The sequence below is a fragment of the Roseburia sp. AF25-13LB genome (genome assembly GCF_003478915.1).
GTDB lineage: Bacteria > Bacillota > Clostridia > Lachnospirales > Lachnospiraceae > Roseburia_C > Roseburia_C amylophila.
This window is the reverse complement of record NZ_QUFO01000002.1, coordinates 20,773-44,688: the sequence shown is the minus strand read 5'-3', so window position 1 is coordinate 44,688 and position 23,916 is coordinate 20,773. Positions and strand designations below refer to the sequence as shown.

The window sequence follows — 23,916 nt, the reverse complement described above, 5'->3', positions numbered from 1 at the left end:
CTTCCATTCTAATGATTCAATATGATATTCCCAAAATCCACTCTGTCCCAGAGCTTCTCATTCAGTTTATACTTATGTTCTTTTAAAATCTGCTCATATGGCTCTGCCCCGGCACTGTAACCGTCAAAATCACTGTTATTCTCTGTTGCTATCTGATTCTGATATTTCTGTGCCAATGCAGCTTTCTCTAACTGACGATCTATCTCTGCTTTATCAACGCCCAATCTTTCCTGCTGTTCCTCTGTCATATCCGTCCAGAAATCCTCCTGACGGCTACGAAGCTGTTCTTCTTCTTTTTCATCCAGCGTCAGTTTCTCTGCCATTGCCTGCCTGTAAAAGATTTCATCATGTACTGCCATTTCGATGACATGGGTCTTTGCTACTTCTTTTACAAACCTTCCACTGGTATGAAGATTCCAATACTTATTCGTATCATAATAATCATAGGCTGCTGCCTCATCTTCTACCTTCAGTTCCTCATAAGCGATATACATTGCCAGATCCCCAAGCTGCAGTTTTTCTCCATCTACTGTCAGGATATCTTCGGAAAGATACTCCCTGTATACAATCTTCCCCCTTCGTTCGGAAGCAAAGAGACTGATTAATAACAGTACCAGTAGAATCAGTATTGTAATGAACCATATGCGCTTCTTCTGTGATTTATTTTCACTCATACACTATCCTATTTGCAAAGCTCTGCTACAACCTGTCCGATTAATTTTCCATCTGCCTTGCCTTTTAACTCCGGCATAACTGTTTTCATAATCTGACCTTTATTTTTGGTTGCAATGACATCTGCAAATTTTTCTGTCAGAATCTTACGTACTTCTTCCTCAGAAAGCATTGCCGGTGCATATTCGCTCATAATGTCATAACGCTGCTGATATTCCGCAAGTAAATCTGTTCTTTCTGCCGGACAGGAATCAATCTGTTCTTTTACGGTCTTCATTTCTTTTAAAATCACACGGTTTACTAATTCTTCTTTTATGTCATCACGACAGCCTTCATCAATTGCTGTTTTCTTCACTGCAGAAACCAGCGAAGAAATTGCATCTTTTCTTGGTTTATCTTTTGCTTTCATTGCCGCTATCATTTCTTTTTGTAACTGTTCTATCTGCATTTCTTATTCCTCCTAAAATATTTTCTACTTTTTCATTATACGCAACTTGAAAGATTTTACAAGTTCTTAAAACCCCGCAGTAGTTTGCTTACTGCGGGGAATTTTTATCATTTTTCTTCTTTATTGATAACTTTTTACAATACACGCCGGACAGATATAATGCTTCGATAAGTTGCTGAGCCTGTCTTAATGCCGGTAGACGGTGAACTTGCATGGACAATCTGCCCTCCGCCCATATAAATTGCCACATGACCGGCATAGCAGACAATGTCACCTGGCTGGGCATTCTCATAGCTCACTTCACTTCCTGCCCGCTGCAATGCCACAGAACTGTGTGGCAGGCTGATTCCAAAGTTGGCATAAACGCTCTTGATAAATCCGGAACAGTCCGCTCCATTGGTGAGACTCTCGCCGCCCCATACATACGGGTTTCCAATAAACTGGCAGGCATAAGATACGACATCACTTCCACTTACTGATGTACTAAAAGGAGGATTCAATCCACCTCCCCCTGTACTGCCACCAGTAGTGCTGTCACCTCCGGTATTGCTGCCATTATTATTTCCCGTTGTATTTCCATTATTATTGTTAGCAGTTGTTGTATTATTACCTTTATTATTATTCTGAGCAGCGGCAGCTGCTGCAGCTGCCTGCTCCTGTCTTATGATTTCATTCTGCTCATCAACAGTAGCTTTATACTGGGCTGCAAGACTCTGGGCTGATGCAAGCTGGGTATCAAAATCAGACATCTGAGACTGTTTCTCTGCAATCATGCTTTCATAAGAAGCCTGCTGTTCCTGATAAGACTGCTGCACTTCCTCTAACTCTGCCTTCTCTGTCTCCACCTGACTCTTAAGGTCAGCTACCTGCTGCACTGTCTCCTGATACTGCGTCAGCAGATTTCTGTCATAATCATAAATCTGCTGGGCATATTCCAGACGATTCAGTAAATCAGAGAAATCTGTTGCACCCACCAGTGCCTCAATATAACTGTCATCCCCATTCTCATACATATATACGATACGCTTTTTCATAGCATCGTACTGGTTCTGTTCATCTTCCTGCGCCTGTGCAAGCTGTGCTGTCACATTATCCAGTTCAGTCTGCTTATCCGAAAGTTCCCCTTCCAGAATATCTAAGTTCATAATAATATTTACCAGATCTGCATCCAGTGCATCAATCTGGGACTGCAGTTCCTGCTGCTGGCTCTGTATATTCTCTATATCCGAATTGGCATTATCCAATGCGGTCTGTGCTTCACTCTTCTTGTTTTTAGCCTTTGAAAGAGCGCTTGCTGACGCACTTTGAAAACATGAAATTCCAAGAATTGCTACCAGTCCTGCTGCAACCAACCGCATTTTCCACATATGTTTTTTTCTGTGCATATTTCTGCTCCTTCCACTTTTGTGTATTTCCTATCATCTTAGTATAACATCATGATACCATCTTTACAATTAACAATTTATCGCCTTTTTGAATTTCTTCACTCTTTAAGTCGTTGGTTTCCATTAACTGGGAAATAGTCGTATGATTTGCCTTGGCAATTTTCCAGAGACTGTCCCCCTCTCTTACAATATATCCGGTAATTCCTGGCTGTCTCTGTAATTCTTCCATATCCCGTTCTGTAATTCTGATTTCATCCATTTTCTGGATGTTCTCCTGTGAAAATGCAATCAGATTCAGATTCAGTACTGCCTTTACCTCAATCTGGGTATTGTCTAAAAGAATCGCTGACAACTGCTCAATTCCCGCTTCCAGTTCATAGTTCATATCGTCTGTCATTTCCGGGACTTCAATCAGCTGTTCAAAAGGAAATGTCTCCCGGCAGGTTCCAATCGGCATGGCATCGTCCGTGGTTACATAAAGGATTTCCACATTCAGGCTTCCTTCCACTTTAAGACCGTCTGCCTGTGGCTCCACATGGTCAATAAATGCCATTCCTTCGCAGGAACAAATCTGCAGGATATTCTCCTGATTCTTCTTTAAATTCATGTGGTCTGTCAACCGGCATTTTGCATAATTCTTTGCCAGCAGCCTGCTCATGGTAACTTCTTCATAAGCTGGTGTCATCTCTTCCCGCAGCGAATATACGTCCTCTACCACATCTGCCTCTGTTTCCTTCCAGATACAGATATCTAATTCTAACGTCATATCCAGACTGATTTTCCGGTCTTCTCCATCATAATCCGGTCTGACCTCTACTTCCACACTGGCAGGTGTTACCTGAATCCGATAGATTTTTTCCTCACTGCATCCCTCGCAGGCAAGTTCTCCGTTCAGTGGTATCGTCTCTTCTAACCATTCTAACCGGCGTTCTTCTTTCTGGGCATAATAAAGCAAAAACAGCCTTATTTCTCCGGTAAGCTGGATTTTTTCTTCTCGTAACCTCGTTTCCACACCCCGAAGCTGCACACTTTTCCATAAAATCTGTTCTACATCTGGCTTGCTCTGGGGCAACTCTATTTCCTGTTTCAACCGGTAATTATCTTTCTTACAGGTTTCCAATTCCAGAATATTATGCCTGTTCTGAAGGATTTCCAACGGATGTTCCATGGCTACTCCCGTAATCAGTTCCGTCTCCTTGCGCATCCGCATTTCTGCCTTCAGCATCACCAGTGCACGAACACTTAATTTTCTGGAATTAATAATCCCGATATTAATGTCTTCCAGTTCTGCTGTGACGTCCACCGGATCTAATTCATTCACTCCATCCATACTGATGGTTTCTTCAAATGGAATCTGTCCCCGCAGGCAGTCTAATTTATGCTCCTCCATATCGCTACGGTAGAGCACATGAAAGATAAGATTCCCCTTCACATAAATACGTCCTTCTTTTACCTGTATCTCATCAAAGCGGATTTCACCTTTTTCTTTCAGTACTTTTACAATATCCGGCCGATAATCCGGTAGATTGTAATCATCATCCAGAGTAATCTGACTCATGGCACTGGCTTTTTCATAATTCATATGTATGTTCTGTTTCTTTATTTCCACTAAAAAAATCCCCTTCCTGAATGTTATTTCATTTTATTCAGGAAAAAGGGACTTTATTCTTCTAACATAATTTCATTCGAATATCTCTTGTGATGATATCTGTATAACTGAAAGATAATAACTGTGGCGGATTGCCTTCTCTTTCATCATCTACAAGAATCGTGAATACACTCGGATAAGCATTCTGTATTACACCACGCTGTACATCTACTTTATTACGACCTCTGTCCAGTTGAATCATTACACTGCTACCGCACTGCTGATGCACGGATGCCCGGACTCTGTTAATATCTGCTCTCTGCATATACCAGTTCCTCCTTTTTATCCACGTCCTTTAGTATATCACCGTGTTAAAATGCTGTCAAAGGGAAAAAAGTACCATTTTTTCACTCAAACACCACGTTCTTGTCACATTTTGTCACCTCAACCACAATATATGGGAAACTTGGTGCCTTTGCCACCGTCTCATTCTCCCCCGGACCAATCAGCGTTGTAACAAAACAGAGGGCATTCTGCGTCAGATAAACATCTTTTACGGAAATGCTGTAGCCTCCCGTTTCCTTCTCTCCATAACCCCTTGCAATATAGAGTTTTCCGTTATCTTCATAAGTCAGCTTGAAATCCATTTCCTTTCGTTCTTCAATTTCCTGCTTCAATTCTTCCGGCACTGCTTCCTCTTCTAACACGGTAAATTCCACGTCTTCTATTTTACTGCCATTGGTATCTTCGATACCGCAGCCTGCTGCTGCCAGTCCAATCCATGCTACCGCAAGCAGACCGATGACACTCCGGACAGCTTTCCTTGCTTCTATTGTTTTCTGTTTCACTTTCTTCTCCCTGTTTTTATTCTTTTCATTCTATTCCAAAATCCGGATTATCATGTTGTAATTCTTAAGTTTTACCGCTATAATAGGGAAAGAAATCAGTATTTTGTTTTTGAAATTTATATCCAGAAAGGAATTCTATCTCTATGATACGAGCAATTCTTGCACTTTTATTTGCTGTTCTTTACCTGATTCTTGGTATTCCAGTTCTCTTTGTAGAATGGATTATCCGTAAATGCAACCGCCATGCCGCCGATATCAGCAGTCTTCGCATGGTGCAGTGGGCATTCCGTGTGATTATGTTTATCTGTGGCGTTAAACTGACTGTAATCGGGGAAGAAAATGTTCCAAAAGATGTTCCGGTTCTTTATATCGGAAATCATAGAAGTTATTTTGACATTATTATCACTTATTCCAGATGTCCGAGACTCACCGGTTACATTGCCAAAGACACCATGGGAAAAGTTCCTCTTTTAAACATCTGGATGAAACGGCTCTACTGCCTCTTCTTAGACCGTACCGATATGAAGAAGGGCTTAAAAACTATCCTGACCGGTATCGACCAGATTAAAGCCGGCATTTCCATGTGTATCTTCCCGGAAGGTACCAGAAACAAGACTGAGGACGAAATGCTTCCTTTCAAAGCCGGAAGCCTAAAGCTCTCTGAGAAAACCGGATGTCCGATTGTTCCTATGGCAATCACCAATTCTGCTGATATTCTGGAAAATCATTTTCCAAAGGTAAAACCTACCCATGTTATCCTGCAGTATGGTACTCCGATTTATTTAGATCAGCTTTCTGCTGATGACCGCAAACATCTTGCTACCTATACACAGAATACGGTGCATGAGCTGTTGGCAGATAACCAGAAATATCTTTAAATAGCAAATATTGACGAAAAAAGAAACTGTAGCTTTGATGACTATACTTCAAAGTTACAGTTTCTTTTTTCATTTTTCTATATTATTATCAAACACTTCCTGTATTTACCATTAAAAAAAACATTTTCTTATGCTTCAGTTAATGCTGCCACCACTTTCGGGAATTCCATAAAATGGGATGCCTTGACTAAAACAGTATCTCCTTCTTTTACGGTAGCAAGAAGTTCTTCTGTCATCTCCTCACGGGTTGCATAGTGTTTTACGGTCAGAGCCGGATTCTGTTTCTTCGCTCCTTCTGCCAGTTTCCCGGATAATGTTCCAACACAGAATAACAAATCAATCGGCAGTGTTCCGGCATAGGTTCCCACTTCATAATGAAGCTGTTTTTCATCCTCGCCTAATTCACCCATATCTCCAAGAACCGCTATCTTTCGTCCCCCTGCCTTAGACAGGACATCCAAAGATGCCTTCATGGAAACCGGATTCGCATTGTAGCAGTCATCAATAACCGTCATGCCCTTTGTGTGAATCAGATTAGTTCTTCCGCTGATGGTGGAAGCGGCAGCAATTCCACATTTAATTTCATCCATGGAAAGGCCTAACTGTTCTGCCACGCAGGTTGCTGCCAGTGCATTATATACATTATGTTCTCCCGGAATTGGAATAAATACTTCCATGTCTCCCTGTGGAGTGTGGAATTCTGCTGTCATTCCTTCTAAGCCATGCTCTGTAACTGCATCTGCACAGACAGAAGTCTCGCAGAGATTCCTTCCCTTGATTCCATAAAATACAGGCTTTCTTCCTGCCACCTGCTCTACAGTTGAAAGTTTGTCATCATCTCCATTTAATATCACAACACCATCCGGTTTCAAATGGGCAAAGCTTTCTGTCTTTGCTTTTAAGATTCCATCTCTGGTTTTCAAATTCTCCAGATGACATAAACCGATATTGGTAATAACCATAATATCCGGCTGCGCCATATCTGCCAGTTCATGCATCTCGCCAAATTCAGAAATTCCCATTTCCAGAACTGCAACCTGATGCTCTTTTTCAATCTGAAAAATAGTCAGTGGCAGACCGATTCCATTATTAAAATTCCCCTGTGTCTTATGTACCCGGAATTTTGTGCCCAGTACAGATGCAATCATTTCTTTGGTACTGGTCTTTCCAACACTTCCGGTAATTCCCACTACTTTAACGTCAAGAGTACTCCGATAGAAACGTGCCAGACGCTTCATGGCAGTTACGGTATCTTCCACCAGAATATAAGCTCCATCTACATCAAGACTCTGCTGGGACAGTGCATATGCTCCTTTTTTTAATACATCCGGAATAAATTTGTGACCATCGACCTTTTCTCCCGGAATGGCAACAAATAAATTTCCTGCCTTTACTCTCCGGCTGTCAATCTCTACTCCGGTTACGGTATATTCTTTTGCTTCATTCCCACCTATTAATGTTCCACCGCAGGCTTCTGCAATCTGTGCTAATGTCAGTTCCTTCATATCTGCCTTCTCTGCCCTTTCTTATGCTCCGTATTTCTCCATGGAAATATCAACCAGCTGCTGGCATAACTCTTCGAAGTTTACTCCTTCTACCTTGGCTTCCTGCGGCAGTAAGCTGGTTGCTGTCATACCAGGCAATGTATTTGCCTCTAAGCAGTATACTTCATCTTTTGCATTGACTAAGAAGTCGATTCTGGAATAGGTGTCCAGGCCTAACGCTTCCGCAACTTTTACTGCATGCTTCTGCATCTCTTTTGCCACACTGTCTTTAATATCTGCCGGACAGGTTTCCACTGTGCTTCCAGCCTTATACTTATTTTTATAATCGTAAAATCCTTCTTTTGGTGCAATCTCGATAACCGGCAATGCTCTTCCTTTGATGACACCTACTGAAAATTCTCTTCCCTCTACATATTCTTCAATTAAGATTTCATCTTCCCAAAAGAATGCATCATCCAATGCTTTTGTAAAATTGCTTTCTTCTTTTACAATGGAAACACCGATACTGGAACCACCACAGCATGGCTTTACCACGCAAGGCAGCGTAATTCCGATTTCAGCCAGACTGTCTTTTCTGTCCTTTTTCTTCATATAAATGCCCTTCGGACATGGGATTCCATTGGCTTCAAAAAACTGCTTTGCCATATTTTTATTCATGGCAATCGCACTGCTTAAATAGCCGCTTCCGGTATAACGGATTCCAAACAAATCAAAGGCTGCCTGAATCTTACCATTCTCTCCATTTTCTCCATGTAATGCCATAAATACAATATCTGCCATACGGCACATTGCGATTACATTCGGTCCAAAGAAGCAGGCAGACTGGTCTTTTCTACTCTTTCTTACCTTATCAAGATCTGGAGCCGTCTCCGGTATATCCGCTACTTTTACACTTGCTTCTTCTGAATGTTCAAAAATTCCAGTAATATCCTGTTCTTCTTCTCCATATCCCATAAACACATCCAGAAGAATAACCTGATGTCCATTCTTCCGCAATGCCTTTGTTACCATATCTCCTGTTTTAAAAGACACATCACGCTCTGTGCTCAAGCCGCCTGCCAAAACTACGATATTCATTCTCTAATGTCCTTCTTTCTTTCAGATTCAAATATGTATATTACATCTCTTTTTTCAATATGTATATTATACCTTTTTTTCTTAGAATGACAAGAGAATCTCACAAAGCAATCAAGATTGGTTCTCCGGGCTTTGCATTATGATTTTCAAACACCTGAAAAAGATGCTCTGCACACTGCTGTACATCCATGGCTTCTTCCGGCTGCTCCATCCATTTTAAAATTCCGGACTTGCAGAGCAAAAGATATGGCAATACCATATATTTATTGCTCCTTGTGCAATAATCGATACCCTTATTGCATAATTCCAGCGCCTCTCTGTAAATTTCCATCTCATACAAAAGATTAGCTTCATTGTAAAGTATCATCGGATATACCTTTTCTTTTTCTTCATCATCTACTTTTCTTACTTCCAGATAATCAGATAACTGCATCCAGATGCGGAGTGCCTGCTTTCTTTCACCAAGCCGCTGTTTCTGTACCGCCATACTGTTGATAATGTTGATTTCCTCAAAGGTAAACATCCGCTTCTGCACCAGATTTGCCAGCCCCGCCGGATGCGTCAGATGTAACGCTTCTTCCAGCTTTGCATATACAAGTTCCGGACGGACTCCTTCCTTACTGTCCAGCACCGCCTTTATGTATGAAAAGAACTGTCTGGTCAGTTTATCCTCCTGTTTATGTTCCGGTTGTCTCTGCCAGAGTTCCCTGCTGCCTTCCATATCATTATTTGCTACTGCATGCACCAGCTGTCGCATATAGGCATATAATTCCATTTCTTCCGCCGTTGCATGAATATTGCATATACCCATCGTCTTTCCAAGACGCTGCATAATAGCTTCATAATTTTTCCGCTTTGGTACCACAAATCCGTTTTCAATTTTTGATAAAGTTCCAGTTGAACAGATGCCAAAAGCAAGTTCTTCCTGTGTAATGCCAAGCTGTTTGCGGGATTCACATATATAATCCCCAAGATTGTAACAAGCCAATTCCTAACCTCCCTTTTCTCATAACCCATCGTATTGACTGTTCCATAGAAATGTCTTATCGATATATTATAACTACTGTAGCATAAAAATAGCGGTACCGCTATTGGCGTTTTGTCAAGCCTGTTGTCAAAACGTTAACTGCGATACCGCTGTCTATTACCAGTTATCCATAAGGAACTGCCGGTGATAGTCTTTTTCGTTATATATCTAGAATTCCGGTTCAATCAGACCGTAGGTGTTACCTTTTCTCTTATATACAACGTTTACATTGTCATCCTCTGCATTTACGAATACAAAGAAATCATGTCCTAATAATTCCATCTGAACACATGCATCTTCCGGATACATTGGTTTCATATCGAATTTCTTGGTACGGATGATTTTAATTTCATCATCTGCTTCCACTTCTTTTTCAATATATTCCTTACGGAAATTGCTGTTGCTCTGCTGTTTTGTAATAATCTTATTCTTATACTTTTTAAGCTGTCTCTCAATAATCTCTTCTACAAGATCAATCGATACATACATATCATTGCTTACCTGCTCTGAACGGATAATGTGTCCAGGTACAGGAATCGTAACCTCGATTTTCTGTCTCTCCTTTTCTACACTCAAAGTTACAAATACGTCTGTGTCCGGAGTAAAGTACTTCTCCAGTTTTCCAATTTTGTCCTCAACTGCTGCCTTAAGACCGTCTGTCAATTCGATGTTTCTTCCTGAAATAGTAATACGCATGATGTCCAACCCCTTTGCCATTTATTTGATACAGACTGATATCATGGTTTTATTATACTATTTTGTACGAATATTTACAAGTTTTTTGTGCAATATTTACTGTATTTTTAGAGAATTTTTCGAATATCTTTCTGAAAGCGGGAAATCTGCAGGATTTTTCAAAAGGGATTGCCTGTATTCTAAAATAAGTCTAAAATATAACTGTATTTTTTAACGCTTTCATCTGTGCTATCATTTTTCTAAGGCAGATAAAAACCAGAAAGGATTTGTTTCTTATGAATACTGTTTTAATTACCGGAGCTTCCCGGGGCATCGGTGCTGCTATTGCAGAAGTATTTGCCCGCCACGGTTATCAGCTCATTTTAAATTGCTGTCATTCCGAAACTGCTCTTAAGGCTTTGTCTGATGAACTTTCGGACAAATATCATGTCACGGTTCTTCCGGTTATCGGAGATGTCAGTGATCCGGATTTTGTTGCCAATATGTTTGCCATAATTCACCAGCAGTCCCTTTCGGTTGATGTTCTGATCAACAATGCCGGAATCTCCCACATCGGCCTGCTGCAGGATATGACTTATGAACAATGGCAGCACGTTATAAACACCAATCTTTCTTCTGTTTTTTCCTGCTGCAAATATGCTCTGCCAGATATGCTGCACAAAAAATCAGGCCGGATTCTTAACATTTCTTCTGTCTGGGGAAATGTAGGTGCCTCCTGTGAGGTTGCTTATTCCGCCAGCAAGGGAGCTGTTAATTCCTTTACAAAGGCACTTGCCAAAGAGGTTGCACCCAGTGGAATCTCTGTCAATGCCATTGCCTGCGGCACCATTGATACTTCCATGAACGCCTGTTTTTCTGCCGAAGAGCGTGCTGACTTAGAATCCGAAATTCCCTGCGGCAGATATGGTACACCTGTGGAAACAGCTGAACTTGCTTATGCTATCGTATCACAAAGTCCATATCTCACCGGTCAGATTATTACCTTAGATGGTGGTTGGTGTTAATTTATATATGTGAATAGTTTGTGCTCCGTTGATATAATTTATCTTTCGTTTATTTTTGCCACTGGTTTTTTAACATGTTTTAAAATAGAGGTATTATTTACGAAAGATGAGGTTTGTATATGAATATCGGTTCTAAGTTACGATACCTGATTGAAGAAGCTAACATTACCCAGCGGCAGCTTGCAGATGCACTACATATCTCTCCCTCTGCTCTGAATGGATATATCAATCAGGGGAAAGAACCTGACTATGCAACCTTAGTAAGAATAGCCGACTATTTTCATACTTCCACCGACTATCTGCTCGGTCACAGTAACATCCGCAATGCCAGTCTGACGCATCTCAACAGCTGTGAGGGTGAACTGCTAAGTATCTATCATACTCTTTCCAGTTATAACCAGCAGCTTTTCTTAGAAGAATTGAAGGCTGTTGACCGGATGGTTTCCCGGGCAACAGCCTCGCCATTAAAATAGTTAATCTTCATCAAAGTAGCCGATGTATTTTACATCATGCTTTCCTTTCGGGAACATTTCATGGTACAAATCTACAAAATAGTCATCCGTCATGCTTGCGATGTAATCCACCACAAGCTGGTTCGGTTCTGTCTCCATGTATTGTTCCTTCGAAAAGGTTCTGCTGAACCGATTGTTTTCTGCCACATATGCAATATGGTGGCGGTAGAGCCAGGATTTTTCATTCTTATCCTTTGCATCTTTCAATAACTGATAGTACATCTCTTCAAACATCGGATTCAGATTTTCCCGGATGACTTTTTCGATTTTCTCATTGTGATAGATATACTCATAATTTTCAGTCTTTGCAAGCTTCAACTGTTGAAAATATGCTTCATCCATGGAAAGATATGGTTTTCCATAGCTGTTTTCAATGATGTTAACTACCATATTATTGATGATTTCCGCATTGCTGCTGCCTATAGTATCTCCGTTAAAACCTCTGTCATCCGGCAGAAGATGCAGGCGTACAGCATCCTGTCTGTCCTTGCCAAGATAGGCTATAATATCACAAATCCGCATTACACAGGCTTCCAGGGTTCCCGGCACAAGATGTTTAATTCCATCTTCCTTCTGATAACACATTTCTACTTCTGTATCCAGATCTGCAAAGGTCTTCGCCTTTTTCGGCTGATACTCCTGCTGTTCCATTTCACCATTATGACATAGGACACCATCCAGAGTCTGCAGACTGATATTTCTCTGTCCCAGTACATCCAGCACACGCACACTGTGCACATTATGGTTAAAATATCGTCCGGTCTCTCCCCGCAAAAGTGTACTTAAAATTCTCTCACCGGCATGTCCGAATGGTGCATGTCCGATGTCATGTCCCAGGGAAATTGCTTCTATTAAATCCTGATTGAGATTTAATACATTTCCAATATTCCTTGCAATCCTTGAAACGAGCTGCACATGCTGCGCCCGTCTTGAAATATCATCATTTCTGTAAAGGGAAAATACCTGCGTCTTGTCTCCATAACGGTTATAATAAGGCAGATGCATGATTTTCTCAATGTCCCGGACAAAGGGAGGCCTCCAGAGATTCGCCCTGTCATGATTCATCTCCCGACGCAAAACCTGTTCTTCGGAAAAAGCATATGGATTTGCCCTATGCTCTTTTCTGTCTTCTATGATTCTCTGCTGTAATTTTTCTGAAAGATTATGATATGCTCCCATTTTCTGCTCCCTGCTCATATAATAAATATCTTTACTGCTGAAGCTGATGCGTCAGTTCAATTAAATTTTCAGTCTCTGCCATCAGATGTTCTACGCTCTTCTGGTTCTTCTCGCAGGTTGTCAGTGTACTATTTGTATGAGCTGCTACTTCTTCTGAAATAGCGGAAATTGTCTGGATACTATCCATGATACCTGCATTGGCACTTTCTAATTCTTTCACAATACCGGACAATGCATCCGACTGGCTCTGTACACGGTCCGAATTATCCTCTATTGTACGGAAGCTGCCGGCAGTTTCATTGACTGTTACATTCTGATGTTCAACCTGTGAAATCATGCTTTCGATGATGGTCACTACTTTTTCCAGTTCTTCCGATACATTTCTTATCAGTTCTTCAATACTGACCGTTGCTTCCTGTGTCTGGGTTGCCAGCCCGGAAATCTCAGATGCTACTACAGCAAAACCTCTTCCTGCTTCACCTGCACGGGCTGCTTCAATTGACGCATTTAATGAAAGCAGGCTGGTTTCTGAAGTAATATTATTGATAATCTCAATGATGGAATACATTTTATCCATATACTCTTTTAAAGAAGTAAGTTCTGCTGCCACCTGACTGTTCGTCTGCTCAGTCACACTCACCTGCGATACCAGCTGTTCAATATTTTTCTTACCCGCGTTCAATGCTTCTGCTGTAACTGTCATGCTCTCAGCAATGCTGTCAGAAGCCTGGGTTACCTGCATTACTTTTTCCTGGATCGCTTCTGTCTGGCTTAACTGATTCTGCACCGCCTCCGCTGTATCTGTTGTTCCACCGGTCAACTCTTCCATGGCATTTCTGGTATCGCTGACACCACTGCCAAGTAACTCTACTTCATCCGACATTCCATTAATTTTCTTTGTCATGGCATCAGATACTTCTAAAATTTTCTGAAGCATGGTATCAGACTGTCCCTTTGCCTGATTCATTTCACCCAGCCGTGATAAAAACGATTTCTGCAAAACAGCAGAACTGCAATAAGAAAATGCCGTTGTCAAAATCAGTATAATAATCTCTGTTCCATAGAAAGTAGGTCCCTCACCTTGACCTTTCATCGTATGCACTGCAATAGAAATAAAATTTACGATAGTTGCTCCAATTCCAAGCTCCAATGCATATTTCGAATCTGAAAATACAGAAATCAAAATAAACATCGGTATTACATATACAAAAACCAACTGATTGCCGGCACCTATCAGTGCTACTGTATAATATACTGCAAATCCAATCCCCAAAAGATGCTTGATTGCTTTTGTCTCCTGGTTTTTCCTATAGCAAATCCATTCTGCCACCACCGGTCCAAGTGCCAGCACAATAAGCGCCGCCACATAAACTACATTCTTGGAAGTTCTGAAAATTTCCAAAAAATTAACCAGTGCCAATAAGATTCCCATAATTGTATGCCCTGTCATTGCAGTCTTATTTACTCTTCCTTGTTCTGTCAATTCTTTCATCCTCCCATATATAACATATATAAACTGTAATTTTTGAACTTTACCAGCAATTTTATTATACCTTTCTCTACATAAATTGAAAAGACTTTTATTTATACGCCTTACCATATGCCTTTCCATTGGACTCTTTTATTATTACGTTCATAAAAAACTTGCTCTTCATCTTTAAACTGGCATGGTCATTTTTATCAAAATTGGATGTTTTTATAATGCCATTTCTGTTTTATGATAAACCGCAACAAAGAGAAAGAAAAGAGGACTTTATGATGAAAAACGAAAGAATCTACAAACTTGTACTGACTGCTCTTATGGCAGCACTTTCCTATGTGGTATTCACATTCTTACAGATTAAAATCGCACTTCCTGGCGGAGATGCCACATCTATCCACCTCGGAAACGCGGTATGTGTATTAGGTGCATTACTGTTAGGCGGTGTTTATGGCGGAATCGGCGGTGCCATCGGTATGACAATCGGCGACCTTTTAGACCCGATTTACATTGTATACGCACCAAAGACTTTTATCTTAAAATTCTGCATCGGCCTGATTACCGGTCTGGTTGCTCACAAAATTGGTAAAATTTCCACTTCCAAAGATAGCAGGCACATTTTCAAATGGGTTGTCATCGCAAGTATCTGCGGACTGTTATTCAACGTTGTATTTGACCCACTGTTCGGCTACTTCTACAAACTGGTTATCTTAGGAAAACCTGCAGCAGAAGTTACACTTTCTATTAACATTGCAGCAACCAGCATCAATGCAGTATTATCCGTTATCGTAGCGACTGCTGTATACATGGCACTGCGTCCGGTACTGGCAAAATCTAATATGCTGCCACGTCTTGGAAAGGAAAACGCATGTGCATGAAATTAAATACTTTACCACCAAAGCTTCTGATCATCAATGATATATCCGGTGTGGGACGCTGCTCCATGAGCGTGTCCCTCCCGGTGGTAAGTGCATGTAAGGTACAGGGAATCCCTGTGCCTACTTCTGTTTTCAGCAATCATACCGGTTTCCCTACCCACTTGAAAATTGATTTAACCGGACAGCTTAAGGATTATTTTGCTGCACTGAATATTCTTTCCATGAACTGGGACGGCATCTACTGCGGCTACCTTGGTGCAAAAGAACAGCTTCATGCCATTTCCGATTACTATGATTCTCTCACCGAAAAACCTCTTTTTATTATAGACCCGGTAATGGGTGACCACGGCAGAGCCTATCAGCATATTACGCCGGAATTCTGCAATCACATGAAAGACTTTGTATCCCGGGGTGATATTATCACACCAAATCTGACGGAAGCCTGCCTTTTAACAGATACGCCTTATCCGGAGCATGACTGCACCGATTCGGAGCTTTCTGCCATTTCCAAAAAGCTTCATGCACTAGGTGTGAAAAAATGTATTATTACCGGCTGTCCAAAAGGCGACACTTTCCTTAACTATATTTCCGATAGCAGCGGAAATGTGGATACTGTTTCCACGAAAAAAGCCGGTCCGGGGTATCCCGGAACCGGCGACATCTTCGTCAGTATTGTATCTGCACTTACCTTACGGGGCTTCTCCTTACAAGAATGTACCACACAGGCAGCTCATTTTATTGCTTCCTGTATTTCCTATTCGCAGTCACTTTCGGATGATACTTTGCAGGGTGTTATTTTTGAACCGCTTCTTTCTGACTTAGTGACACTTTAATCTCAAGAAAGAGAGTCTAAGTAACTGCCTATCAGATTTGCCATCTGGACATATTCTGCGGATGTACCACCTGCTGTATAGTTGGCACAACTGTCCACATACTGGTCAGCCGCAGCATTTGCTCCGATGTAAATGCTTTTATCAGCAACTTTTCCTGCAACGGAATTTTCTCCCTGGAACAGGTCTTTTAATTCCTTCTTATCTGCATTTTTCAGAGTTTCCTCATCTATTACAAGTTTTCCATTACTGTCTACGGTAATACCGACCTTCTGTAACGCTTCACTCTGACCGGAAATAATGCTTTTTAATTCCTTGCTGTAATTTGCAGATTTGTCTGTATCAAGGTCTGACAGACTTTCTAAAAGACTGTTATAATCTCCGGTAAAACGCTCTATCAGTGAAATCAAACCGGAATAATCTCCGCTTTCTTCTGCCTTGGCAAAAATGGAATCCTCTCCTGTTTCACTTAATACTGCTGCACTTGCTTTGAGTGAGGATGCAGACTTCTTGACACTGTCATATTCTTCACTCTTTTTCCCGGTTGTTTTGCTGCTCTTCTCTGTCTCACTGCTCTTTTTTAACAGGTCCACCACTTTTGTATCATTGTCTGTGTCCGTATTCAGTGAACTCATCAAAAGGCTGTTATTTCCTGTTACACGAATCATGTTTCTCCTCCTAATTTTAAGACAAAATTGCCTCCATGCCGTCTTATACCTGATATATCGTTCTTTTTTCCGAAAAACTTAACCTTTAAGCTAATCCTTTCTTGCCGCTTTTAACATGGAAATCTCTCTGGCATAGCCTTCTAAATCATTCGGTGTTTCAAGGTAAAACGGCAGTTTTTTCAATGCCGGATGGTTGATTATCCGCACAATGGCATCCATGGTCAGATTGCCTGCACCCAGACATTCATGACGGTCTTTATGGCTGCCCAGTACATTTTTCGAATCATTCAAATGAATGGCACACAGCTTATCCAGTCCGATAATGCGGTCAAATTCTTCTAATACTTCCTCTAAATGTCCGCTGATATCATAGCCGCCATCAAAAACATGGCAGGTATCCAGACAGACTCCCATTTTCTCAGGATATTTTACCCGGCTTAAAATCTCCTGCAGTTCTTCAAAGTTTCTTCCTACTTCTGTTCCTTTTCCAGCCATGGTCTCAAGCAGCACTGTTGTTTTCTGCTCCTGCCACATGATTTCATTTAAGACTCCTGCAATCTTTTCAATTCCGACTTCCGCTCCCTGCTGCACATGACTGCCAGGATGAAAATTATATTTGCAGTCCGGTATCTCCTCTAAACGCCGCAAATCATCCGCCATGGTCTCTCTGGCAAACTCCTGTACCCGCTCATCTTTGCCGCAGGCATTTATCGTATAGGGTGCATGGGCAAGAATCTGCCCGATGCCATGCTCCACAGCATACTGCTGATATGCAGCTATATCTTTCACATCTAAATCCTTTGCTTTGCCGCCTCTTGGATTTCTGGTAAAAAACTGAAATGTATTGGCTCCGATTTCCTCTGCCTGCTTTGCCATAGCGAGGAAGCCTTTTGATGATGATAAATGACAACCGATTCGAAACATATTTTTCTCCTTTTTCCTTTTCCTACGTTCAATCAATTTTGGGTTATAAAACTATTGTTATTTCATCCGTGTCAGCCTGTCCATTGAAGCCAGATGCGATACAACGTCTGCAAGTGGCACTATGAATTTTGTTCTGCTTATTGGCTTTTCCGGCAACCGGTGCATATTCGCATCCATGCTCAAATGCACCTCGCTGGCACGGGTTCCAAAAATTATAATCCTTATAATGACTCTAAAAATTCTAATTATCCCGTGGTTCGGTGATTGGGAAATGGGGAAATGGATTTCTAAATATTGGAATAGAAAGAGAATTTTGTTTTTCTCTTTGAAATGCCAGTAGTTCTTAGACACAGGTTTTTCTTGATGGGGAAACTGTCTTTCCGTTGCTTTGACCAAAAGCACTGCATCGTCCGTCGGAGACGGATGCCAGATGATGCTTGGAAGGGGCACTAAGCATTTCGGCATGATTATATATATTTTCCGGCAACCGGTGCATATTCGCATCCATGCTCAAATGCACCTCGCTGGCACGTCCCTGTGCCAGCGTTGCCTATTACCAGACGAAATTCCAAGTGCCCCTAGCAAGCATCATAAGGTATCCGCGTTCCGGCGAACAATGCAGTGTTTTTTGTCAAACATTGGAAAGACTGTTCTTATCGTCAAAAGAAAAACTTGTGTCTTAGAACTACGGCATTTTAAAGTAAATCAAATTCTCTTTCTATTCCAATGATTTATCGATGTCTTTTCCCCTCTCCCAATCATCGGACACTTGTTATTTCATTATAACCGTTATAAAATGAAAAAGTAACCCCAAACCAGTAATCCCGCTCTCGCAATTTAATAGGACACATACAAAAAGGTACATTTTATGAAAATTGGAATTTTATCAGATACACATGGTGTATTAAAGGATACATTTTTAGACGAGCTGCAAAGCTGTGATTATCTTCTGCACGCAGGAGATATTGGAAGTCTCAAATGTTATGAAACTTTAAAAGAACTGCATGTTCCGCTTTATATTATCAAGGGGAACTGTGACAAGGGCGAATGGACGAAATATCTGCCGGAGACTCTGGCGGCTCCCATTGGTGGGAAGATTTTCTATCTCATCCATAAGAAAAGCGATTTGCCTTATCCACAACCGGAAGCAGATTTTATTATTACCGGGCATACCCACCATTATGAAGTAAGCAAAAGGGGAACCACTACTTTCATCAATCCGGGCAGTGCCGGTCGAAGCCGCAGTGGTTCCTCCTGTACTATCGCTATTCTGACTTTGGATGGGGACGATGTTTCTATTTCACCCATTTATACCGAATAGCAATTTATATCGTGTGATAATTTTTATTGCATATCAATTGATATTACATCATGATTCTATGTCATTTGACTCTTTCGGTTATTTTCCAGCACCAGTTGAAAATATCTCTGAAACAGCAGCCTGATATTCTATCAGGCTGTTTGCTTTCTTTATCTTCTTCAACGGTTTTTCAATTCCGGTAAACTGTGTGCCAAGATAAAACCACAATTCTTTCATTTTAAAGAGGACATTTTTCTCCCCGGACATTTCTTCCTGATAGCCGGCAACCAGCTTATTGTGAAATGTATAAAGCCGCTTTAATTCAGCAGCCCTGTCTATTGTGCTACCGGAGCGGATTTTCTCTATGAGTGCCGGGTCTCTTATAACACCACGCCCTAACATAATGGCATCTATCGTTGGAAAACGTTCTGTAAACCGCTCATAATCTTCCACTGTAAAAATATCTCCATTGTAAACCAGCGGATTCCTGCTGTACTCCAGTGCATACTCTACCATCGTCCAATCCGGCTTATTTTTATAATAATCTTCTCTGACACGGGGATGTAAAATCAGCTCCTTTATCGGGAAACGATTGTATATTTTTAAAATGCCTTCAAATTCATCCGGATATTCCATGCCAAGTCTTGTCTTAATGGAAATCTCTGCATCCGTCTTTTCAAACATTTCATCCAGGAAATGAAGCAAGGCTCTTTCATCATCTAAAAGTCCGGCACCTCTTCCCTTCGATACTACCGTTCCGGAAGGGCATCCGGCGTTGATATTAATTTCCTGATAGCCAAATGCTTTCAGCTCTTCTGCAATTGCTGCCACATCTTCTCCGCTCTTTGACAGCACCTGTGGTACGGTATACATGCCGGCATTATGCTCCGGGATTAAATCATTTCTTTCTCTGGCATTGAAGCTCCGCTTCGTATGTGGTGCTAAAAATGGTGTAAAATATTTGTCGGCATCTTCATAGCATGCATGGTAAGCCTGCCGGTATACATATCCTGTAATTCCCTCTAAGGGAGCTAAATATAGTTTCATTGGTACATCCTGTTTTTTATTTTATTTTTCAATTCTGTTTTCAAATTCTGCTTTTTATCTTACCCTTCGATTTCAAGCATGCTTGTACAATGTGGACAGCGTGTTGCTTCCAGTGCAATAAACCAGTTACTGAAATCCAGTCTTCCAACTACAAGACTAAGAATCGGCATAATTACATTGTCTACCAGCGAGCTTACCAGTTAATTAAAAGCACCACCGATAATCTCACCGACTGCAAGGTCTAACATATTTCCTCTTACTGCAAACTTCTTAAACTCTTTCCACATCTTCATTCTCCTTTGTTCCTGGCACACTATTTAGCAGTTCTTCCTTCTGCTTTTCCATTGGACATATAATGCATATAGTAACTCTTAAAATCATTCCCAAAAGCTGCCTTTGTATCACCATTGTTACTAATATAATAATTATAATCAAAAACCATACTATAGTCTACTCCATTATGTAAACTTCTGATTTTTGATATCCTCTTTTGCCATCATTATAAAAGTTTCCATCTCATGCATTGCTCTTCCTCCTTTCACTTGCTAGACGGATGAAAAATGGATGAGGTTTTAAAATTTCCAAAAAAATTTTATTTTTTCAAATTTGTTGACCAAATGGCTGAAAATTGGATTTTGTCATTGAAATAAGACTATAAGAGTGCTAAACTTTTGAATTGCGTGTTTAGTGGGGGAAGGTGAAGTTTTCGCTGTATTCTAGAATATCTGTGCAGATATCCTGACAAAACAGAAATTTCATCTTCCACCATAAACAAAGGAACAAATGAGGAGATTTTATTATGAACGAACTACGACCAAAGCTCTTTGATGTGATGAAGGGCTACACGAAGGAGCAGCTGATGAAGGATATCATTTCCGGTATCATTGTTGCCATCATCGCTCTGCCACTATCGATTGCCCTTGCGATTGCATCCGGTGTTGGTCCGGAACAGGGGCTTTATACTGCAATTATCGCAGGATTTTTTATTTCATTCTTTGGCGGAAGCCGTGTACAGATTGGCGGTCCGACTGCCGCTTTCGTTGTTATCATCTATGGCATCGTTGCAGAGTATGGAACCGACGGTCTGATTGTTGCTACCATTCTTGCCGGTATTATCTTAGTGATTATGGGAATCTGCCGTTTTGGCTCCCTGATTAAATACATTCCCTATACCATTACCACCGGATTTACCTGTGGAATCGCAGTTACTTTATTTGTAGGACAGTTAAAGGATTTCTTCGGTATGGATATTGCCTCTGTTCCTTCTGAATTCTTAGATAAAGTAATTGTATATGCAAAAAATATCCGCTCCATCAACCTGACTGCAACCCTGATTGGCATTGCGGCTGTTGCAATTATGCTGCTCTGGCCGAAGGTTACCGATAAGATTCCGGGGTCTCTGATTGCGATTATCGTAACAACAGCAGTGGTTTATTTTGCCAAGCTTCCGGTCAATACCATCGGAAGTGTTTACGGGGAATTAAATTCTGCATTTCCAGGTTTTCATGTTCCATCCCTTTCCATGAAGCTGGTACAGGAAATGTTGTCCCCGGCATTTACCATTGCAATCTTAGCTGGAATTGAGTCCTTACTGTCTGCTGTTGTTTCCGATGGTATGATTGGCGATACCCATAAATCCAATGCTGAGTTAGTGGGACAGGGGCTTGGAAATATTTTCTCCGGTCTCTTCGGCGGAATTCCTGCCACCGGAGCCATTGCCAGAACTGCTGCCAATGTCCGAAACGGTGGACGTACTCCGATTGCCGGAATCACCCACTGTATCACTTTAACCATTATTCTTCTGGTGCTGATGCCGCTGGCTGCACTGATTCCTATGACAACACTGGCTGCCGTACTTTTAGTAGTTGCCGCTAACATGGCAGACTGGTCCTCTTTCTTCCGCCTTTGTAAGATGGCACCTAAGAGTGACATCATCGTTCTGGTTGCAACCTTTTTCTTAACGGTATTTTTCGACCTTGTGGTTGCCATCGAAATCGGTGTTGTATTAGCAGCTCTGCTCTTTATGAAACGTATGGCAGAAACAGCTGATATCAAAGCATGGAAATACACAGATTCTCCTGACATTACACCGGGTGAAGCGGAAAAACTACGTGACATCCCGCATTCCATCAGTGTTTTTGAAATCTGCGGTCCGATGTTTTTCGCCGCAGCAGACCAGATTCTTAATATCAACAGTAACCATCATACGAAGGTTGTTGTCATCCGTATGCGTAGCGTTCCTGCCATTGATGCCAGCGCAATGCGTTCTCTCCATGAGCTTGCCAACCGTGCAAAACGCAAAAATATCACGCTGGTATTCTCCCATGTCAATGAGCAGCCAATGCGCGTGATGGAAAAAGATGGTTTTATTGAATTAGTTGGAAAAGAAAATTTCCATCACAATATTGTGGATGCACTGGATTATGCAGAAGCACTGGTAAAATAAAAATTAAAAAGAATGTGCCTTGGCACATTCTCGCGCCTGCGGCGGTCGCTTGCGACATCTACCTTATACGCCGCAGTGCACACTTTATTTTTAATGATGCAATCGCATATGCTTCCTGCAATTACACACTTTTTCCGCTTTTATAATAATCCCTGAATCAAAATAAACAGAATCAGTATCGGAAGGATAAACTGGAAATATGGTTTTAATCTTCTTGCAATCTTAATGCCTTTTCCGGTATTTGCTTCCTCTAAGTAGTTGTCAAATCCCCAGCCCCACTTCGTCACACAGAACAGCAGGTAAACAAGAGAACCGATTGGCAGCAGCAGGTTACTTACTATAAAATCCTCGCTGTCCAGCACATCCCTTCCGCCAATCAGGTGGAGATTGCTCCACACATTGTATCCTAAAACACATGGCAGACTGGCAATAAGAATAATGATTCCATTTACCAGTGCCGCTTTGTTGCGGTTCCAGCCAAACATATCCATGCAGAAGGACATGATATTTTCAAATACGGCAATTACCGTAGAAAAGCTTGCAAATGTCATGAACAGGAAGAACAGTGCGCCCCAGATTCTGCCGCCACCCATATTTACAAAGACATTTGGCAGTGTCACAAAGATAAGGCTTGGTCCTACGCCTACTTCCACGCCATAGCTGAAGCATGCCGGAAAAATAATCAATCCTGCCATAATCGCCACAAAGGTATCCAGTGCACAGATACGTACTCCTTCTCCTGCCAGCGTATGGTCTTTTCCCATGTAACTTCCAAAAATCTCCATTGCTGCCACGCCAAGGCTCAAAGTAAAGAATGCCTGATTCATGGCAGAGGTTATTACATTTTTCAAACCGACTTCCCGGACACTGTCCATATTTGGCACCAGATAGAACTTTAATCCCTCGCCGGCTCCGGAAAGTGTCAGGCTGTGTACTGCAAGGACAATAATCAGTATCAGCAATGCACTCATCATAACTTTACTGATTTTTTCCAATCCGTTCTGCAAGCCGCGGCTGCATACAAAGAATCCCACCACAACCGTCAGTATCATCCAGAATGCCATCTGTTTGGGATCTGCTAAAAGATTGCTGAACACAGCTCCGGTCTGCTCGGCATCCATTCCCGGGGTAAATTCACCTTTTACAAACTTATAGAAATAAGTTACCATCCAGCCGGAAACCGTTGTATAATACATCATCAGCATATAACAGCCGAAAATTGCCACCCAGCCATGAATATGCCATTTACTATTTGGCTTCTCCAATGCCTTATATCCTAAAACTGCACTTTTTCTGCTGGCTCTTCCGACTGCTAATTCCATTGTCAGTACCGGAAGTCCCATGGCAATCAGGAATATCAGATAAAACAGTACAAAAATTCCTCCGCCATTCTGTCCTGCCACATACGGAAATCTCCACACATTTCCAATTCCGATTGCGCATCCTGCGCTTACTAGTATAAATCCCATACGGGACTTAAATGATTCACGACCCATAACTATAAATTTCTCCTTTTGTAGTTTT

25 protein-coding genes are annotated in these 23,916 nt (G+C 41.4%); 7 read left to right on the top strand and 18 right to left on the bottom strand.

Going from position 1 to position 23,916, the window contains the following annotated elements; all coding sequences use genetic code 11:
• Positions 1–8 precede the first annotated feature (8 nt).
• The 6 genes from DWY37_RS03375 to DWY37_RS03350 all read right to left on the bottom strand — a co-directional run bounded on the left by DWY37_RS03375 (position 9) and on the right by DWY37_RS03350 (position 4,941).
• Positions 9–674 carry a hypothetical protein gene (locus DWY37_RS03375; RefSeq protein ID WP_117841327.1) on the bottom strand — a complete coding sequence of 222 codons (666 nt, stop codon included), beginning with the start codon at positions 672–674 and terminating at the stop codon, positions 9–11.
• A gap of 8 nt (positions 675–682) precedes the next feature.
• A complete protein-coding gene (locus DWY37_RS03370) occupies positions 683–1,120 on the bottom strand; it encodes a GatB/YqeY domain-containing protein (RefSeq protein ID WP_022244194.1) in 438 nt (145 codons plus the stop codon).
• A 134-nt stretch (positions 1,121–1,254) separates the two neighbouring features.
• On the bottom strand, positions 1,255–2,505 hold the full coding sequence (locus DWY37_RS03365) for a C40 family peptidase (RefSeq protein WP_118541851.1): 1,251 nt from the start codon (positions 2,503–2,505) through the stop codon (positions 1,255–1,257).
• 49 nt (positions 2,506–2,554) lie between these two features.
• Positions 2,555–4,114 (bottom strand): DUF3794 and LysM peptidoglycan-binding domain-containing protein, encoded by a 1,560-nt coding sequence (locus DWY37_RS03360; protein ID WP_117698852.1) that lies wholly within the window; start codon positions 4,112–4,114, stop codon positions 2,555–2,557.
• A gap of 61 nt (positions 4,115–4,175) precedes the next feature.
• Positions 4,176–4,418, bottom strand: a complete 243-nt coding sequence (locus tag DWY37_RS03355; protein ID WP_022244197.1) for a Veg family protein — start codon at positions 4,416–4,418, stop codon at positions 4,176–4,178.
• Between the two features lie 82 nt (positions 4,419–4,500).
• Entirely contained in the window at positions 4,501–4,941 is a 441-nt protein-coding gene (locus DWY37_RS03350; RefSeq protein ID WP_242994299.1) for a protease complex subunit PrcB family protein, read from the bottom strand.
• A 143-nt stretch (positions 4,942–5,084) separates the two neighbouring features.
• On the opposite strand from DWY37_RS03350, the gene DWY37_RS03345 reads away from it, so the two are divergent.
• Positions 5,085–5,819 carry a lysophospholipid acyltransferase family protein gene (locus DWY37_RS03345; RefSeq protein WP_118541853.1) on the top strand — a complete coding sequence of 245 codons (735 nt, stop codon included), beginning with the start codon at positions 5,085–5,087 and terminating at the stop codon, positions 5,817–5,819.
• Between the two features lie 128 nt (positions 5,820–5,947).
• Here DWY37_RS03345 and DWY37_RS03340 read toward each other — a convergent pair whose 3' ends face one another.
• The 4 genes from DWY37_RS03340 to hpf form a co-directional block, all read right to left on the bottom strand.
• On the bottom strand, positions 5,948–7,324 hold the full coding sequence (locus DWY37_RS03340; RefSeq protein WP_118056580.1) for a UDP-N-acetylmuramoyl-tripeptide--D-alanyl-D-alanine ligase: 1,377 nt from the start codon (positions 7,322–7,324) through the stop codon (positions 5,948–5,950).
• 21 nt (positions 7,325–7,345) lie between these two features.
• A complete protein-coding gene (locus tag DWY37_RS03335) occupies positions 7,346–8,401 on the bottom strand; it encodes a D-alanine--D-alanine ligase family protein (RefSeq protein WP_118056581.1) in 1,056 nt (351 codons plus the stop codon).
• A 100-nt stretch (positions 8,402–8,501) separates the two neighbouring features.
• Positions 8,502–9,389 carry a helix-turn-helix domain-containing protein gene (locus DWY37_RS03330; protein WP_118056582.1) on the bottom strand — a complete coding sequence of 296 codons (888 nt, stop codon included), beginning with the start codon at positions 9,387–9,389 and terminating at the stop codon, positions 8,502–8,504.
• Between the two features lie 207 nt (positions 9,390–9,596).
• Entirely contained in the window at positions 9,597–10,124 is a 528-nt protein-coding gene (hpf, locus tag DWY37_RS03325; RefSeq protein ID WP_117698857.1) for a ribosome hibernation-promoting factor, HPF/YfiA family, read from the bottom strand.
• Positions 10,125–10,399: 275 nt separating this feature from the next.
• Between hpf and ymfI the strand changes: the two genes are divergently transcribed.
• Both ymfI and DWY37_RS03315 read left to right on the top strand, forming a co-directional pair.
• Positions 10,400–11,128: an elongation factor P 5-aminopentanone reductase gene (ymfI, locus tag DWY37_RS03320; RefSeq protein WP_118056583.1), complete on the top strand. Its 729-nt coding sequence runs from the start codon at positions 10,400–10,402 to the stop codon at positions 11,126–11,128.
• A gap of 119 nt (positions 11,129–11,247) precedes the next feature.
• On the top strand, positions 11,248–11,601 hold the full coding sequence (locus DWY37_RS03315) for a helix-turn-helix domain-containing protein (RefSeq protein WP_022244205.1): 354 nt from the start codon (positions 11,248–11,250) through the stop codon (positions 11,599–11,601).
• On the opposite strand, the gene DWY37_RS03310 is transcribed toward DWY37_RS03315, so the two are convergent.
• Together DWY37_RS03310 and DWY37_RS03305 are read right to left on the bottom strand one after the other, a co-directional pair.
• Positions 11,602–12,819, bottom strand: coding sequence for a deoxyguanosinetriphosphate triphosphohydrolase family protein (locus DWY37_RS03310; RefSeq protein ID WP_118088136.1), 1,218 nt, complete (start codon positions 12,817–12,819; stop codon positions 11,602–11,604).
• A 31-nt stretch (positions 12,820–12,850) separates the two neighbouring features.
• Entirely contained in the window at positions 12,851–14,302 is a 1,452-nt protein-coding gene (locus tag DWY37_RS03305; protein WP_158575660.1) for a methyl-accepting chemotaxis protein, read from the bottom strand.
• A gap of 275 nt (positions 14,303–14,577) precedes the next feature.
• On the opposite strand from DWY37_RS03305, the gene DWY37_RS03300 reads away from it, so the two are divergent.
• Entirely contained in the window at positions 14,578–15,177 is a 600-nt protein-coding gene (locus DWY37_RS03300; protein WP_117699055.1) for an ECF transporter S component, read from the top strand.
• Positions 15,174–16,010, top strand: coding sequence for a pyridoxamine kinase (locus DWY37_RS03295; RefSeq protein WP_158561804.1), 837 nt, complete (start codon positions 15,174–15,176; stop codon positions 16,008–16,010). The genes DWY37_RS03300 and DWY37_RS03295 overlap by 4 nt, the downstream gene beginning before the upstream one ends.
• Before the next feature lie 2 nt (positions 16,011–16,012).
• Here the strand turns inward: DWY37_RS03295 and DWY37_RS03290 are convergent, their stop codons facing one another.
• Together DWY37_RS03290 and DWY37_RS03285 are read right to left on the bottom strand one after the other, a co-directional pair.
• On the bottom strand, positions 16,013–16,675 hold the full coding sequence (locus DWY37_RS03290; protein WP_118541859.1) for a flagellar filament capping protein FliD: 663 nt from the start codon (positions 16,673–16,675) through the stop codon (positions 16,013–16,015).
• Positions 16,676–16,765: 90 nt separating this feature from the next.
• Positions 16,766–17,599, bottom strand: coding sequence for a deoxyribonuclease IV (locus DWY37_RS03285; protein WP_118541861.1), 834 nt, complete (start codon positions 17,597–17,599; stop codon positions 16,766–16,768).
• A gap of 868 nt (positions 17,600–18,467) precedes the next feature.
• Between DWY37_RS03285 and DWY37_RS03275 the strand changes: the two genes are divergently transcribed.
• Positions 18,468–18,920 carry a metallophosphoesterase family protein gene (locus DWY37_RS03275; protein WP_117699060.1) on the top strand — a complete coding sequence of 151 codons (453 nt, stop codon included), beginning with the start codon at positions 18,468–18,470 and terminating at the stop codon, positions 18,918–18,920.
• A gap of 78 nt (positions 18,921–18,998) precedes the next feature.
• Here the strand turns inward: DWY37_RS03275 and DWY37_RS03270 are convergent, their stop codons facing one another.
• The 3 genes from DWY37_RS03270 to DWY37_RS16240 all read right to left on the bottom strand — a co-directional run bounded on the left by DWY37_RS03270 (position 18,999) and on the right by DWY37_RS16240 (position 20,388).
• The gene (locus DWY37_RS03270; protein ID WP_118056588.1) at positions 18,999–19,946 is read right to left on the bottom strand and encodes a tRNA dihydrouridine synthase; all 948 of its coding nucleotides are present in this window, start codon (positions 19,944–19,946) and stop codon (positions 18,999–19,001) included.
• A 200-nt stretch (positions 19,947–20,146) separates the two neighbouring features.
• Positions 20,147–20,239, bottom strand: coding sequence for an MscL family protein (locus tag DWY37_RS16330; RefSeq protein WP_330408422.1), 93 nt, complete (start codon positions 20,237–20,239; stop codon positions 20,147–20,149).
• Between the two features lie 20 nt (positions 20,240–20,259).
• The gene (locus DWY37_RS16240; RefSeq protein WP_256385520.1) at positions 20,260–20,388 is read right to left on the bottom strand and encodes a hypothetical protein; all 129 of its coding nucleotides are present in this window, start codon (positions 20,386–20,388) and stop codon (positions 20,260–20,262) included.
• 357 nt (positions 20,389–20,745) lie between these two features.
• On the opposite strand from DWY37_RS16240, the gene DWY37_RS03260 reads away from it, so the two are divergent.
• Complete coding sequence (locus tag DWY37_RS03260) at positions 20,746–22,392, top strand: SulP family inorganic anion transporter (protein WP_117699061.1); 1,647 nt, start codon at positions 20,746–20,748, stop codon at positions 22,390–22,392.
• A 140-nt stretch (positions 22,393–22,532) separates the two neighbouring features.
• Here DWY37_RS03260 and DWY37_RS03255 read toward each other — a convergent pair whose 3' ends face one another.
• Entirely contained in the window at positions 22,533–23,888 is a 1,356-nt protein-coding gene (locus DWY37_RS03255) for a sodium-dependent transporter (protein WP_117699062.1), read from the bottom strand.
• Positions 23,889–23,916 lie beyond the last annotated feature (28 nt).

Excerpts from the sequence above, each read along its gene's own strand:
- DWY37_RS03295 (WP_158561804.1), top strand. The coding sequence starts at position 15,174 with ATGAAATTAAATACTTTACCACCAAAGCTTCTGATCATCAATGATATA.
- DWY37_RS03375 (WP_117841327.1), bottom strand. The coding sequence starts at position 674 with ATGAGTGAAAATAAATCACAGAAGAAGCGCATATGGTTCATTACAATA.
- DWY37_RS03285 (WP_118541861.1), bottom strand. The coding sequence starts at position 17,599 with ATGTTTCGAATCGGTTGTCATTTATCATCATCAAAAGGCTTCCTCGCT.
- hpf (WP_117698857.1), bottom strand. The coding sequence starts at position 10,124 with ATGCGTATTACTATTTCAGGAAGAAACATCGAATTGACAGACGGTCTT.
- DWY37_RS03355 (WP_022244197.1), bottom strand. The coding sequence starts at position 4,418 with ATGCAGAGAGCAGATATTAACAGAGTCCGGGCATCCGTGCATCAGCAG.
- DWY37_RS03260 (WP_117699061.1), top strand. The coding sequence starts at position 20,746 with ATGAACGAACTACGACCAAAGCTCTTTGATGTGATGAAGGGCTACACG.
- DWY37_RS03290 (WP_118541859.1), bottom strand. The coding sequence starts at position 16,675 with ATGATTCGTGTAACAGGAAATAACAGCCTTTTGATGAGTTCACTGAAT.
- DWY37_RS03300 (WP_117699055.1), top strand. The coding sequence starts at position 14,578 with ATGAAAAACGAAAGAATCTACAAACTTGTACTGACTGCTCTTATGGCA.
- DWY37_RS03340 (WP_118056580.1), bottom strand. The coding sequence starts at position 7,324 with ATGAAGGAACTGACATTAGCACAGATTGCAGAAGCCTGCGGTGGAACA.
- ymfI (WP_118056583.1), top strand. The coding sequence starts at position 10,400 with ATGAATACTGTTTTAATTACCGGAGCTTCCCGGGGCATCGGTGCTGCT.
- DWY37_RS03315 (WP_022244205.1), top strand. The coding sequence starts at position 11,248 with ATGAATATCGGTTCTAAGTTACGATACCTGATTGAAGAAGCTAACATT.
- DWY37_RS03270 (WP_118056588.1), bottom strand. The coding sequence starts at position 19,946 with ATGAAACTATATTTAGCTCCCTTAGAGGGAATTACAGGATATGTATAC.
- DWY37_RS03310 (WP_118088136.1), bottom strand. The coding sequence starts at position 12,819 with ATGGGAGCATATCATAATCTTTCAGAAAAATTACAGCAGAGAATCATA.
- DWY37_RS03335 (WP_118056581.1), bottom strand. The coding sequence starts at position 8,401 with ATGAATATCGTAGTTTTGGCAGGCGGCTTGAGCACAGAGCGTGATGTG.
- DWY37_RS03365 (WP_118541851.1), bottom strand. The coding sequence starts at position 2,505 with ATGCACAGAAAAAAACATATGTGGAAAATGCGGTTGGTTGCAGCAGGA.
- DWY37_RS16240 (WP_256385520.1), bottom strand. The coding sequence starts at position 20,388 with ATGGTTTTTGATTATAATTATTATATTAGTAACAATGGTGATACAAAG.
- DWY37_RS03370 (WP_022244194.1), bottom strand. The coding sequence starts at position 1,120 with ATGCAGATAGAACAGTTACAAAAAGAAATGATAGCGGCAATGAAAGCA.
- DWY37_RS03255 (WP_117699062.1), bottom strand. The coding sequence starts at position 23,888 with ATGGGTCGTGAATCATTTAAGTCCCGTATGGGATTTATACTAGTAAGC.
- DWY37_RS16330 (WP_330408422.1), bottom strand. The coding sequence starts at position 20,239 with ATGAAGATGTGGAAAGAGTTTAAGAAGTTTGCAGTAAGAGGAAATATG.
- DWY37_RS03345 (WP_118541853.1), top strand. The coding sequence starts at position 5,085 with ATGATACGAGCAATTCTTGCACTTTTATTTGCTGTTCTTTACCTGATT.
- DWY37_RS03275 (WP_117699060.1), top strand. The coding sequence starts at position 18,468 with ATGAAAATTGGAATTTTATCAGATACACATGGTGTATTAAAGGATACA.